The organism is Thermobaculum terrenum ATCC BAA-798, from assembly GCF_000025005.1.
In the GTDB taxonomy this organism is placed as follows: Bacteria; Chloroflexota; Chloroflexia; order Thermobaculales; family Thermobaculaceae; genus Thermobaculum; species Thermobaculum terrenum.
Window position 1 is genome coordinate 1865489 of record NC_013525.1, and the last position, 12930, is coordinate 1878418.

Here is a 12930-nt window from a genome sequence, read left to right on the forward strand (position 1 = left end):
CAAGCAATGAGTTTCTATCGTGACTTTGGAGACCTGATAAGTCTGCGCGAAGCGCTCAATAGACTTATAGAAGAGCAAAGAACTCCTGGTAACCAGAGAGGAGACAGGCCACAGCTTGTGCCATTGAATATCTATGAGACCGATAACTCCATAGTCATCGAAGCACCAATACCAGGAGTAAAGCCGGAGGATATAGAGCTAAGCTTCGCAAATAGTGTGCTCACAATCAAGGCCAGCCCAAAGAACGTAAATGCCGGTCGCAATTATCTGGTTCAAGAGTGGCAGAGCAGCCCTTATTTTCGTAGCCTGCAGCTACCAGAAACTATAGATGTGGACTCGGCGAGCGCTTCCATAGAGGACGGCATACTAAGGATCACCTTCGATAAGAGAAGAAGATCAGAACCCAGGAAGATTCAGGTCAAGATAGGAGGCTAAATGGCACCTAAAGATAGAGAAGAAGCAACTGATCAACACGATCGCCCACGCCCCAAGGACAGGTTGGATGGTGGGGAATCTCCTCATGAGGACATGATAAGCTCAAGGCACAGGGCCAGGGACAGCGAACCACCGGATGCGCCCGTGGGCGATATCACTAATATGGATGTGTTCAGTAAAGAAAGCTACACTGAGCATCCCGAGACAGACCCCTTCTTGGATGAGGATAAAGAGGAGAATCACGATGACTCAAAATCCTAAACCTGAAGACAGCTTCACACATGATCTTAACCCTCAGCCTGAGGCAGGATTCAATTATGGGGACCTAGGGCCGGACACTACCCAGGGAAGACCTGCAGCAGATTATAAAGATCTGGTTGAGCATCTCAACTGGCTCAGGAAGGATGAGCTGGAGCAGTTGCCAATTGTGCCTGAGGGAACTCGCTTAGAACAGGGCAAGACCTACATCGATCTTATGGACTTGGAGAAAGGTGAATTCACGGGAATGGCGAATCAGATTGCGCCACACGGTTCAAAGCTAGTGGCCAAAGACGCCGCACCCTATGAGCTATGGAACAAGTTGCTTGAAGCTGGAAGAAAAAAGTAAGGGACCAGGAAACTAGGGAGGTTAAAAATGGCAGGAGAAAGTAAAACGACTACTGATCACGAAACCATACGCCGCTGGGTGGAAGAGCGGGGAGGCAGACCAGCTACCGTTAAGGGTACCGAGGAAGGGGATGAGGCTGGTGTGCTTAGAATAGACTTTCCAGGCTACGGCGATGACGAGAAGCTCCAACCCATATCTTGGGAAGAGTTCTTCCAGAAGTTTGAAGAGAAGCAATTGGCCTTCCTTTATCAGGAGGAAACGAGCGAAGGCAAGGAGAGCCGATTCTTCAAGTTCGTCCGACGGTAGCTAGTTCTTCTTCCCAATGCATACTTACTCAGCTATCATGATCCTGGGAAGATACCTCCCCAGGATCAGTTTAACCCGAAATTCACACAGTCAGGAGGATGCATGGCCGAGGCATTTACCTTTCAAGCAAATACATTTCAGCAAGACCCCGGCAAAAGTCCCACTAGGAGGAAGGTGCTTGTAACCGGAGCTGCAGGCACCATCGGGCGTTATTTTGCAGAGCACTCCAGCGACATTTACGATCTAAGATTGATGGTAAGGAAGGAAGAAGATGTCGAGCAGCTTAGCGCCTTTGGAGAGGTCGTAGTAGCTCAGCTAACCGACCTTCAGCAGCTCAAGGAGGTGTGTCAGGGAATAGACACAGTCGTGCACCTGGCAGCTAACCCTGATTCCGAGGCTACATGGAGCCAGCTCCTGGAACCTAATATTATCGGTACTTACAACATCTATGTGGCAGCAAAGAGCGCCGGGTGCCGGAGGGTCATCTTTGCTTCTTCGATCCACGCGGTCTCAGGCTATCCCAAGGGAGTACAAGTCAAGATCAACGACCCTGTCAACCCTGGCGACCTGTATGGCGTCACCAAATGCTTTGGAGAGGCTCTGGGGAGGTACATGGCAGAGCAGGAGGGGCTATCCGTTATAGCTATCCGCATTGGTGCTTTCCAGCCAGTCGAGAGGATGCGTGCTGAGTGGAGCACGAGAGTAATGGATGCCTTCGTATCACAGCGAGATCTCCTGCAGCTTATCCACAAAGCTATAGAGGCTGAGCATCTCAAGTTCGCTATCCTCCATGGCTTGAGCGCCAGCCTCTACAATAAGATGGATATCTCGGAAACATGTGAGCTAGTAGGGTATGAACCTCAAGATGATATAACCACTCTAAATCCCAAGCTAGCCCCGTTAGATCTTGTCAAATCGCTTAGTACTCACAGCAGAGCATCAGGCATAGCCTCAGGTCTTAGAGAGGACTTATAGTCCTTAGGACGCCATCCCCTTAATCTCAGGGAGTTACTTACCACGCTTACCGAGCTCAACCCCATAGCTGCTGCAGCTATCATGGGGTTGAGCAACCCATTCCATCCACCAGAGCCCGCAAAGAATGGATAGAGCACTCCCGCTGCCAAAGGAATGAGCACAACATTATAGATAAACGCCCAGAAGAGGTTTTGCTTTATAACCCTCACAGTCGCGCGGGAAAGCTCCAACGCATCTACTATCAGCTTAAGGTTAGGGGACATCAGAGTTATGTCAGCCGATTCCATTGCTATGTCCGTGCCACTGCTCATAGATATCCCTACATCAGCTAACGTCAAAGCTGGGGCATCGTTGATGCCATCCCCAACCATCGCAACCTTCTTACCTTTGTCTCTTAGGGACTTTATCACTTCGGCTTTCTGATCAGGCTTCACCTCGGAAATAACCTGATCCACTCCCAACCTACGCGCTATTGCCTCGGCTACTAGCCTGTTATCACCAGTAAGGATCACGACTTCCCTTCCGATATCCTTCAGGCTCTTAACAAGGGAGAAACTCTCAGCTCGTAGTTCATCCTCCACAGCTACAACTCCCACCAGTTGACCATCAACAGCAACCATTATGGGAGTAGCACCCCTTGCAGCCACATCCTCCACCACTGTGCTGTAGGAGTCTACAGTTCTATCTCCTAGCATCTCGGCCATCATGCGGGGGTTACCTGCGAGCACCTGTTTACCATCAATCTCGGCTCTTACTCCACCACCAACTATGGCCTCGAATTTGTCTGGCTTAGTTATGTTAATATTGTTGCTCTGAGCATGCTCTACAATCGCACGCCCCAGCGGGTGTTCGCTCAGTGCCTCTGCGGAGGCAACCACCTGCAGCAGCGAGGCTGCATCAAAGCCGTTCACCGGTATTACATCGGCCACCACAGGCTTACCCTTCGTCAGCGTGCCAGTCTTATCCAGCACGAAGGTATCGACCCTTGAGAGCGCCTCCAGAGCAACAGCATCCCTAACTAAGATGCCCATCTGAGCTGCCCTACCGGTTGCAACTATAATCGCAGTAGGAGTAGCTAGTCCAAGAGCGCATGGACAGGCTATGATGAGGACAGCTATGAAGTTGAGCAGAGCCATGGTAAGCCTGGGTTCAGGACCAAACACCAGCCAGATAACGAATGTTACTAGGGCTATACCTATCACAGCAGGCACAAAGTATCCCGCTATAACATCTGCCAGCCTCTGTATGGGAGGCTTTGACCCTTGGGCTTGCTCGACCAGTCTTACTATCTGGGCAAGTAGAGTCTCACTCCCCACACGAGTAGCCCTGAAAGCAAATGAACCGCTTTGGTTTATGGTTCCGGCAAACACCTGAGAGCCAACAGCTTTGTCGACTGGGATTGACTCTCCGGTTATCATCGACTCGTCAACCACGGATCTGCCACCAGTGACGATTCCATCTACCGGGATCCTTTCACCAGGTCGTACTATTACTACATCCCCCGGCACCAGCTCGCTTACAGGTACCTCAACCTCCTGCCCTTCCCTCATGACCCTGGCAACCGGAGGCTGAAGATCCAGTAGCTTCCTGATCGCATCCGAAGCTTTACCCCTGGCTCTCGACTCCAGAGCCCTGCCAAGAAGCACCAAACCTATGATTATCAAGCCCGTATCGTAGTACACGTGGGGAGTCTCGCCCATCATGGCAAAGACTCCTGGGAACAGTGTGACTAGTGCGCTATAGATAAAAGCCGCGGCAGTACCAACAGCGATAAGGGTGTTCATATTCGCACTTCTGTGAAGCGCCGATCGCCATGCCGCTTTGTAGAAGGTCCAACCTGTCCAAGCTTGTACTGGTAGCGTTATCAGCAGGCCGATCCAGTTGATCGCTTTGGGATCGATGGCCTGAAGCACGGAGAAGTAGTCTCTCATTGAGAGGAACATCAGAAACAGGCCAGACACAAGGCTAACAACAGCCTTCGTGATCGTATTTTTGTACTCCCGTTGGTGGTCAGTCTGAACGACTTGCGTTTGGGTCGCGTCTGCGAGCCTGGCCTCATAGCCTGCATCCTCCACAGCCCTGATCATCTCCTGCGGGCCTATTGCCCCAGGCACATACCTCACCAAAGCCTTGGATGTAGCAAAGTTCACATCTGCAGACAGCACCCCAGTGAGGTTAGCAAGGGACTTCTCCACAGCCCTGACGCAGGAGGCACAAGTCATGCCCTCGATCTGCAGCTCAACAGTGGCTTCCGGTACCTCATAACCTGCGTCTCTGACGGCTTCGGCTATCTGCAATGCAGATACTGGTGCTCCCAGCCTTATAAAGGCTTTACTGGTTGCCAGGTTGACATCTACGGCCTCTACACCAGGCAACTTACTTATCGCTTGTTCTACATGGCGCACACAAGAGGCGCAGGTCATACCTTCAACTGGTATAGTTAGGCTCTTTTCCTCAGAAGTAGTGGCCATGAATTCATTTCCTCCTTCCACATGTACATACATCACCACATGTGCATACAGCGCCATGCTTCCTTCGCCATCTGCCAACCTTGGCCCTGTTGCCACAGATTTCCATCGAGCACCACACTCTCTTGCCGTTGCGTGAGGCATCATAGAAGATGCAGTCGCATCCAAGGCACTTGCGTACTCTGTGCCAGATCCCCGAAGCTATCATGTCAGCCACGAGCAGATAGAGTTGGATAATGGGGCTTCCGTTACTGCTTATAGCCAAGCGCCCATCAATGATCTCCAATGTAGCTTGATGGCTCCGTAGATACTCGTTGATCTCTTGCAGCAGGTCGCCAGTTTCAAGCTCTCCACTCAGGTTAGCCCTTAGCAGCCTCCCGATATCGCCAGCCTCGACAAGATCCTGCCGAGTGCCGATAAAGCCAGTGGCCCTCTCAAGCTCATCAGCAGAAGGATCCTGTCCATGCCGTACAGAAGGAGTATTCAAGAGATCCACCAAGCTCTGGGGATCTAGAGTGCTGATCGTTATTGCGTAGCCGGAATTTACACTTTCTATTATTTTCATGTAACTATCATAATATTATTTAGTGGTTACATCAAGGGTGGCAATTATGCTTATTGAGGGTCAAACTGTTATACTCGAGCAAGCAAGTATTACTAATTGGTACGACTTGAGATTACAGAGGGTAGGATATGATCCGTATCAACATCGACCCTATAATGTTTCAGCTAGGCCCATTGGCATTTAGCTGGCATGGTTTGTTTACCGCAATCGCGGTGGTAGTGGCGGTTTGGCTAGGGCTAAGCCTTGCACAAAGATATAACGTCGACCAGGAGAAGCTCAGCAACCTGATCATATGGATCATAGTAGGCGGAGTTGTTGGCGCTCGCCTGATGCACGTGCTAGACCATTTATCTTATTACAGTCAGAACCCTGTCGAGATAATCGCTGTTTGGAAAGGTGGTATTGCCGTCTATGGTTCTTTCATTGGGGGCATAGTAGCAGGACTTATAGCAGCCAGGTTATATCGACTGCCCGTATGGCCTTTGTTGGATGCTGCGGCTCCTGCAATGCTCGTTGGTCAGATGATAGGTCGTATCGGTTGCCTAATTAACGGCGATGCATGGGGAGAGCCCACTAACGCAGGGTGGGGACTCGTATATGTTAACCCTGGGGCGCAGCTCCCTTCCTCCCTTATCGGTGTGCCAACACATCCTTATCCTGTCTATGAGATAGTGGCTTGTGGCCTCCTGCTTGTCATAGTGTTCTACCTATGGCGCAGGGTACAGGTCCCTGGTGTGACTTTCCTAGTGGCTGCGATAGGCTATGGCGTAATCAGGTTCGGGCTGACTTACTTCCGGCAGGAAACGATCGTTGCCTTTGGGCTTCAGGAAGCGCAAGTCATCGCGCTCATTACGATCGTGCTTTCTCTCATACTTCTGGTGGTTAGGTTAGGGATCAACAGATCAAGCTATACACTCACTACTTCAGAACAGAGCAGATAAGAGGAGAAGATGAGTCAGAGCAGAAGAGCAACTCAAACCAACAGGGCAGCCCTGGTACTATCACTAGTCGTTGTAGTGATAGCCGTTGTCATAGTGGCGCTACTAATAGTTCTCAACAGGCCAGCATCTACGACACCTGAGTCGGCCTCAAATAGAAATCAGGTAGCCGTACCCACAGGTGTCCCGGCCGAAGGCAACGTGATGGGTGATCCCAACGCCCCGGTCACAGTGGAAGTCTGGGCCGACTACCAATGTCCGTATTGCCGCGAGTTCGTCATGGGGCCCGAGGCACAGCTCAAAAAGACCCTGATTCCTGAGGGTAAGGTAAAGCTGGTGTACAGAAACTTCGCCTTTATAGGGCAGGAATCCGTAGATGCTGCGGCCGCAGCCTATTGCGCCCAGGATCAAGGTAGGTTCTGGGATTACAACTACAAGCTGTTCTCTGAGCAGGGAGCGGAGAATTCCGGAACCTTTAGCAAAGCTAACCTGATAAGGTTTGCCAGTGACCTGGGATTGAACGTTGCCCAGTTCAGGTCCTGCCTGGATAGTGGGAAGTACCTGTCCAAGGTGCAGGCCGACACCCAGGATGGACGGGCTAAGGGTGTTCGAGCTACACCAACGATCTTTGTGAACGGCGAGAAGATAGAGGGGCTACCTAGCTACGAGCAGCTGGTGCAGGTCATCAATTCGGTGCAGAGCAAGTAGGGTAGGACTATGTGGCGCAACATAGTTATGTTGGCCCTGTCGATAGCGGGCACAGCCGTGGCAGCTTACCTCACTTGGGTCCATTATAGTGGTAACCTTGCGCTATGCCTGGGAACAGGGGGATGCGAGAAAGTGCAGACAAGTGCCTACTCGGTAGTTATGGGCGTGCCGGTGGCGCTGTTGGGGCTTCTGATGTACCTGGCCCTGGACGTACTATTGGTGTGGTTGTTCTTGACTAAGGATAATGTTCTGCCAGCAGTTGCCATATTTGGTATCTCGCTGGCAGGTACGCTTTATTCTGCATATTTGACCTATCTGGAGCTTTACGTGATTCATGCTATATGCCCCTGGTGTGTCACGTCTGCGGTCATAATAACGCTGCTATTCCTGCTCTCGATAGCCGAGATGTCCAGGTTTTACAGAGGCGAGGCGGTCACCGAAAGCTAGCGCTTCCTCGCACGATCGCGAGCCGCACGTAATCTTGATAACCTTTCATCCCTAATAGCTCGCTCCTCTTTATCCTCTGTCAAGCCCTCCAAGCCACCTGAGGTGTTGCTAAGTCTATCAACAGGAGCACCAGATCTGCCAGCACTCCGGATAGTCCCTAGCCTGCGGACGTCTAACACCTTTAGGAGTTCAGAGCTCAGCCTCAGCCTTCTGAAGGCTACCTCCAGCAGCAAGCACAGCAGGGAAGCTAGCAGCAGTGGCCACCAGAGATCTAGTCTGGAATATGACTTTGCATCAGACCTGAATATCTCCTGGGGCACGTTCAGCTTACTGCCCCCGGTTGCTGAGGATAAAGCTTCCAGGATAGCTGTATTCAATCCAAAGCTCTTGTATTCAGGGGAGTAAGGTACGATGAAGCCTGAGGTGGGGGCGTTCAAAGTGCCGCTGGGAGTGCTTAGGGTCACAGATGTTATGTACGAGCCTGGAACAGTCGTCTGTAGCTTGCCTTCATAACGTCCTGGTGCTGTTTGCTCGAGGTTTACCTCATGGGTCTGCCCACTTGGGGCAGCTATCACTGCCCTGGCCTGAGCGCCATTAATAAAGCTACCACTGGGATTGACAGCATCTACAGCCACAGAGGTATAACCATCCTCATAGGTTGTCGACACCTGAACGTTCTCGGAAGATCTTGGCATTACCCAATCCACAGCCTGCTGCCACAGTCGAGCATACTGCTGTGTACCTAGCCAGCTTTTACTCCATCGCCCACCCGCATCTGAAGTCCATGCTATCGCCCTGCCCAAACCGTATTGCCATTGAGCCAGGACTGGATCCTTCTGGGGCGACACCAGCGCTACTGTCGACCCAGGCTTTGGGAAAGTAGCCACGTAGCCCAGCAGGGGAGGTGTGCTATCGATACCGCGCAGGATGGGGCTAGGGGCATAGCTAGAGGGGTAGAACTGCCTCTCCTGGATGTACGCCCTCATGTGCTTTTGAGTTTCCTTCAGCACTATCTGCGGTATATCTGCACTATCTCGAGTGTTGTAGAAGGTGCCGCCACCCTTCTCAGCTATGGACCTGAGTAGTTGGGCTGAGCCCCCAGCTGCAGATACGGTGCTTATGGTAATACCATGTCTTCTCGCTTTGGATATGAGCTCATCATAGTTCCCCACATTGCTCCAGCCATCTGTGAGCAGGATTACGTGCTTATTCTTGGCTTTGACCTTGATCAGGGAATCAATGGCTTCAGCTAACCCTCCGTAGATATTGGTTCCACCACTGCCCTGGATACCAGCCACCTTCTCAGCTATAGAGCTCTTATCAGTTACAGGCTCAGGGCGCACCACCCAACGAGGGGCAGTGTCGAAAGCTACTACGCCGAAGATATCATTAGGGCCTAAGGTCTCAGAGCTAAGGATCGCTGATTCCTTAGCTATATCTACCTTGGGAATGCCTCCTGGATATTGCTCGAGGAGTTTTGAGCCTTCGCAGTGGCACGCAGCCATACTGCCGGACTTATCTATAGCCATTACTACCGCCACCTGAGGCTCTTCATCTGGATTTCTAATCTGGGAATCTACAGGTAGCGTCTGCTCCAGAGGAGTGTTGAAGTACCCACCGAGGGCAAAAGCTCTGTCGCCACCGATGGCCACTAGCCCTTTACCGAGGTCATGCACGTACACCTGAAGGGTCTTGCCGGCATCCTGAAGAGAGTTAGCCGGTACGTTTACCAGAACCACAGCATCATATTTAGCCAGCGTAGATATATCTTTCGGTATATCATTGCTATCAACGGTATCCACTACGAGCTTTCCTGCCTTCAGAGCTGCCACAAGCCCACTGGCCTCTCCAGGAGTCCCTTCTGCTACCAGCACCCTCGACGGGGACTCAACATACGTGAAGCTGGCTGCTCTATCGTTCTGGGGGATCTCATCTTGCGCTGCTTCTATCCGAGCCTCCCACTTATGCACGCCTTGTCCCTGCCCTGGAAGGGGTACCACAAAAGTATTCTTCCCAGCCTTGAGGCTTACATCAGTGCTAACGACGCTCTTGTCACCATCCAGCACCGTCAGTTTAGCCCGCTGTTGAACGGTACTGCTTACTACTATCTGCAAGCTGAAGCTCTGCCCTGGTTTGATCCTTGCGGGAGCTTTGACCGAATCAACCAAAGCATCAGCTTTGGGAAGTTGAGATACCGGGTAGTAGTCCACCGTCACCCCAAACATCCGAGCAAGGCGAGACACCTCCTGCATATCGCCCACATTGTTATTGCCATCACTGAGCAGGACTATCTTCTTGGAGGAGTCCGCAGGGAACATGGAGAAGGCGAGTCGCATAGCTGAAGGGATGTCCGTTGCGGTCGAATCAGGTCGAGACAGAAAATCGGGCAGCTTGCCATCAGAAGAAGTGAGCGAATCTATCAAAGGTTCCTTCCCGAATACCACCACTCCCAGATCCACATCCCGACCAGCTAATTGATAAGCCTTGCGCACGAACTCTTTAGCCTGTGCTATACCTTCTGGCCCAACGCTATCGGAGGCATCAACCAGGAACACTACGCCCAATTTGTGACTTGGCAAGCGCAGGTACAATCCAGATAGAGCAAGGACGAGGCAGGTCAGAACTGCTAACCTCGCAGTCGCAACGAGGATTTTCCGCATCCTGCTAAGCCTTAGAGCCCTGGCAGACAGCGGTACAAGCGGCAGCAATAATAGCAGGAAAAGGAACAGGGGGCTATCAAATCCTAGCCTCATGCGATCCTCCTCCTGCGAGGCATATGCCTGCTAACGTACAGGGCCCACTCCAAGAAAAGCACGGCGAGCGCGATGAATGCCAGAGGGCGCCAACGCACTCTTGTGTTCGCAGATACTCTTTGCTCAGAGGTAGCAGCTGAATCCCCAATAGGCTCCAAGCTGGCATTAGCCCCTATGTTGGACTCTACTCGGCTGCCGGCGTTGACCACGAAGCGCCTCAGCACATTGCCTTCCTTATCCAGGACCTCGTACACCCCAGGCTGGTACGTATCAGCAAAGACTCCTGTCGAGACGGGGTACAGCTCACCATCAGGAGCCCTGACCGATCTCTCGTCCTGTCCCAAAGGCACCACTGCTCCCTGGGGTAACGATTGATTCAAGTTGCTCAGGTTGGCGGGTCTCATGTAGTCCAGGATGTTACTTACAAGTATAGGGAAGGAAACCTGCAACGGCATGTCGGAATCCTCAGGGGAGAACGCCAAGGCAAGCACTCTTCTGCCCGCATTATCACCCACAGCCATGACCGGCACATCTCCGGAATAAGCCAGGGGCGTCATCCAATCCGGCAACAACATCCTGCGTGCGCTGGCAATAGATACGGTAGTCAAATCCACGTAGCGCAGCAGGGGATGATCTTCCTGAGCCGTGATCTGGAGAGAATCCAGTTGACCAGCAACGCCGAAAAGCTCTTTGCCAGGAGTCCCCATGAGCACTAGATTGCCTGTAAGTGGAAGCTTATCCGGCAAGCTGCCATTGAACACGTACAGGTCGTAGCCGGCAGGAACCTCTTTTGAGGAAGACTTGTACAGATCAACATTCGGATAAAGGCTTAGAGCTCTCTGCAAGAACGGACTCTCCCTGCCGTAGAGCAATACCTTCATGGGAGGGAGGGGATCTCGAAGAGTCCAGGCCCGATCGTCCTCGGGCAGATCATCTCCCGGTGACAACCTGGCTTCTATCACTTTGCCCACCGGCACATCATTAATCTCAATACCCATGGATCTATCTGAAGGCAAGGCGATCTTTCTAGAATCGTACAAGTCACCGTCGACGAGTATACTTACGTCGACGGTTCTCTGTGGCCCATAGTTAGCGATCGAGATCCATAACTGTACTCCGCTACTGCTATGTCTTGTGGCCATAGCTACTATGCCAGAGTTGCTACCATCACCGGCCACACGTTCTATGCGCACGGGGTAGGGCATATCGGGAAGCGATTGCGCATTATAGGCACCATCGGTAAAAAGAACTATAGTGGGATTCCTCATCCTGCTGGCGATGGACTTGGCCAGCAGGAAAGCATCACCGAGGTTGTTCTCACCATAAGCCAGGCTGGTATTTCGAGCTGCACGAATTATCTCCCCTGTATCAGTCGTAGGCCCTACAACCACTGAAGGTTGGGGGCCAGCGGTGACAAGGGCAGCGGAACTACCCTCTGGCAAGCTTTTGGCCAGAGCCTCTATCCTGCTGATTGCAGCCTGTAGTCGATGGGGATTTACGTCTCTGGCAGCCATGCTGGTCGAGGTATCCAGGATCAACACGACATCACCATTGATATAGGCGTTGGTCTTCCACATAGGCCTGGCCATGGCTAACACCAACAATGTCAGGATCAACAGCTGGAGAAGCAGAAAGATATTGCGCCTCAACTTCTGCCAGGGGGCATTGGCCTCTAGATCCTGAGATATGTTCCTCCACAGGAAGTTACTCGAGACCACGACCCTATCAGGACGCGGTCGTAGCAAGTACATGACCGCCAGAGGCAGGGACAGCAGCAGTAGCGCCAGAGCCAAAGGAGTAGCAAAAGCCATGAGCCTTACTCCAGAACCTTCAGCCTGCGCAGATCGTCAAAGAGTATCTGCTCGATATCCTGATCGCTAATCACTTGAAGATATGTTATCCCAACTGCCTTGCAGGTATCCCTGATACCGTTCAGCCAGGATTGCAGTTCCAGTGCATAGCGCTCCAAGGCATCGTTATCCGCTCGTATCGAGATCGCCTCTCCGGTCTCGGAATCTATGAGTTCGAATTGCCCATCAGCTATCTGTGGCTCAATCTCATCCCGTGAAAGGACATGCAGAAGGACGACTTCAGAGCCTCTGCCACGGAGCCTGCGCAGGCCCCTGTGTACGTCCCCAGCCTCCATGAGATCACTAATCACTACCAGCAGCTCGGTCCTCCTTAAGCCAGAGGCCAACCTCGTCAACAATCTTTCGAGGTTCACCTTGCCTGAAGGCCGGCAGCTAGCGATCATACTTAGCAGCTCCCTGAATCCTGCCCTCCCCCGAAGCCTGCGGGATGAGGTATAACCTTGAGGGCTAGGCTCTACCACTACCAGGTTGTCCAGGTCGTTGAGGGCTAAGTATCCAATTGCGGCGGCGAGACCAGCAGCCATAGAGATCTTTGATGGTGTACCAAAGCCCATGGAGTTGCTTGTATCCAGCACCAACCGGACGGTCCTGTCTTCCTCCTCTTCCATCAGCTTGACATACAGGCGATCGCTACGGGCGTACAGATTCCAGTCCACCCTCCTGAGGTCATCCCCGGGCGAATAATCTCTGTAATCGGCAAACTCTATGCTCTGTCCCCATTTGGTGCTGCGACGCTCACCTCTCATCCTCCCGGAATACCTGCCCCGATGCATCAGGGAGACGGAGTCGAGCTTTCGCACCAGATCGGGGGTCATAACCGACGTTATGTCTGTCAGGTCGAAGGATACGTTAGCCAT

At 52.2% G+C, this 12930-nt stretch carries 13 protein-coding genes; 8 read left to right on the plus strand and 5 right to left on the minus strand.

The window, feature by feature from the left end:
- Positions 1-6 precede the first annotated feature (6 nt).
- The 5 genes from TTER_RS08770 (at position 7) to TTER_RS08790 (ending at position 2323) form a co-directional block, all read left to right on the plus strand.
- Positions 7-435: an Hsp20/alpha crystallin family protein gene (locus TTER_RS08770; RefSeq protein ID WP_012875665.1), complete on the plus strand. Its 429-nt coding sequence runs from the start codon at positions 7-9 to the stop codon at positions 433-435.
- Positions 436-696, plus strand: a complete 261-nt coding sequence (locus tag TTER_RS08775; RefSeq protein ID WP_012875666.1) for a hypothetical protein — start codon at positions 436-438, stop codon at positions 694-696. It abuts the gene before it with no gap.
- Positions 680-1042: a hypothetical protein gene (locus TTER_RS08780; RefSeq protein ID WP_012875667.1), complete on the plus strand. Its 363-nt coding sequence runs from the start codon at positions 680-682 to the stop codon at positions 1040-1042. Before TTER_RS08775 ends, TTER_RS08780 begins: the two co-directional genes overlap by 17 nt.
- Before the next feature lie 27 nt (positions 1043-1069).
- Positions 1070-1348: a hypothetical protein gene (locus TTER_RS08785; RefSeq protein ID WP_012875668.1), complete on the plus strand. Its 279-nt coding sequence runs from the start codon at positions 1070-1072 to the stop codon at positions 1346-1348.
- 102 nt (positions 1349-1450) lie between these two features.
- Complete coding sequence (locus TTER_RS08790; RefSeq protein WP_012875669.1) at positions 1451-2323, plus strand: NAD-dependent epimerase/dehydratase family protein; 873 nt, start codon at positions 1451-1453, stop codon at positions 2321-2323.
- On the opposite strand, the gene TTER_RS08795 is transcribed toward TTER_RS08790, so the two are convergent.
- Entirely contained in the window at positions 2275-4794 is a 2520-nt protein-coding gene (locus tag TTER_RS08795) for a heavy metal translocating P-type ATPase (RefSeq protein ID WP_012875670.1), read from the minus strand. The two genes, TTER_RS08790 and TTER_RS08795, sit on opposite strands and share 49 nt — an antisense overlap.
- A gap of 4 nt (positions 4795-4798) precedes the next feature.
- Positions 4799-5356, minus strand: coding sequence for a CGNR zinc finger domain-containing protein (locus tag TTER_RS16030; protein WP_012875671.1), 558 nt, complete (start codon positions 5354-5356; stop codon positions 4799-4801).
- A 128-nt stretch (positions 5357-5484) separates the two neighbouring features.
- Between TTER_RS16030 and lgt the strand changes: the two genes are divergently transcribed.
- Genes lgt through TTER_RS08815 form a run of 3 tightly spaced genes read left to right on the plus strand, consistent with a single transcriptional unit; the run spans position 5485 to position 7449 of the window.
- On the plus strand, positions 5485-6297 hold the full coding sequence (gene lgt, locus TTER_RS08805; protein ID WP_012875672.1) for a prolipoprotein diacylglyceryl transferase: 813 nt from the start codon (positions 5485-5487) through the stop codon (positions 6295-6297).
- Positions 6298-6306: 9 nt separating this feature from the next.
- Positions 6307-7002 carry a DsbA family protein gene (locus TTER_RS14805; protein ID WP_012875673.1) on the plus strand — a complete coding sequence of 232 codons (696 nt, stop codon included), beginning with the start codon at positions 6307-6309 and terminating at the stop codon, positions 7000-7002.
- Positions 7003-7011: 9 nt separating this feature from the next.
- Positions 7012-7449 (plus strand): vitamin K epoxide reductase family protein, encoded by a 438-nt coding sequence (locus TTER_RS08815; RefSeq protein ID WP_012875674.1) that lies wholly within the window; start codon positions 7012-7014, stop codon positions 7447-7449.
- Here TTER_RS08815 and TTER_RS08820 read toward each other — a convergent pair.
- From TTER_RS08820 to TTER_RS08830, 3 genes are read right to left on the minus strand one after another with little or no spacing between them, the layout of a single operon-like run.
- A complete protein-coding gene (locus tag TTER_RS08820; protein ID WP_012875675.1) occupies positions 7446-10202 on the minus strand; it encodes a VWA domain-containing protein in 2757 nt (918 codons plus the stop codon). The genes TTER_RS08815 and TTER_RS08820 overlap by 4 nt on opposite strands.
- The gene (locus tag TTER_RS08825) at positions 10199-12013 is read right to left on the minus strand and encodes a vWA domain-containing protein (RefSeq protein ID WP_012875676.1); all 1815 of its coding nucleotides are present in this window, start codon (positions 12011-12013) and stop codon (positions 10199-10201) included. The genes TTER_RS08820 and TTER_RS08825 overlap by 4 nt, the downstream gene beginning before the upstream one ends.
- A 5-nt stretch (positions 12014-12018) precedes the next feature.
- On the minus strand, positions 12019-12930 hold the full coding sequence (locus TTER_RS08830; protein ID WP_012875677.1) for a DUF58 domain-containing protein: 912 nt from the start codon (positions 12928-12930) through the stop codon (positions 12019-12021).

Coding starts and splice junctions, on each gene's coding strand:
- TTER_RS08785 (WP_012875668.1), top strand. CDS start 1,070: ATGGCAGGAGAAAGTAAAACGACTACTGATCACGAAACCATACGCCGC.
- TTER_RS08820 (WP_012875675.1), bottom strand. CDS start 10,202: ATGAGGCTAGGATTTGATAGCCCCCTGTTCCTTTTCCTGCTATTATTG.
- TTER_RS08775 (WP_012875666.1), top strand. CDS start 436: ATGGCACCTAAAGATAGAGAAGAAGCAACTGATCAACACGATCGCCCA.
- TTER_RS08770 (WP_012875665.1), top strand. CDS start 7: ATGAGTTTCTATCGTGACTTTGGAGACCTGATAAGTCTGCGCGAAGCG.
- TTER_RS08795 (WP_012875670.1), bottom strand. CDS start 4,794: ATGGCCACTACTTCTGAGGAAAAGAGCCTAACTATACCAGTTGAAGGT.
- TTER_RS08790 (WP_012875669.1), top strand. CDS start 1,451: ATGGCCGAGGCATTTACCTTTCAAGCAAATACATTTCAGCAAGACCCC.
- TTER_RS14805 (WP_012875673.1), top strand. CDS start 6,307: ATGAGTCAGAGCAGAAGAGCAACTCAAACCAACAGGGCAGCCCTGGTA.
- TTER_RS16030 (WP_012875671.1), bottom strand. CDS start 5,356: ATGAAAATAATAGAAAGTGTAAATTCCGGCTACGCAATAACGATCAGC.
- TTER_RS08780 (WP_012875667.1), top strand. CDS start 680: ATGACTCAAAATCCTAAACCTGAAGACAGCTTCACACATGATCTTAAC.
- lgt (WP_012875672.1), top strand. CDS start 5,485: ATGATCCGTATCAACATCGACCCTATAATGTTTCAGCTAGGCCCATTG.
- TTER_RS08815 (WP_012875674.1), top strand. CDS start 7,012: ATGTGGCGCAACATAGTTATGTTGGCCCTGTCGATAGCGGGCACAGCC.
- TTER_RS08830 (WP_012875677.1), bottom strand. CDS start 12,930: ATGGCTAACGTATCCTTCGACCTGACAGACATAACGTCGGTTATGACC.
- TTER_RS08825 (WP_012875676.1), bottom strand. CDS start 12,013: ATGGCTTTTGCTACTCCTTTGGCTCTGGCGCTACTGCTGCTGTCCCTG.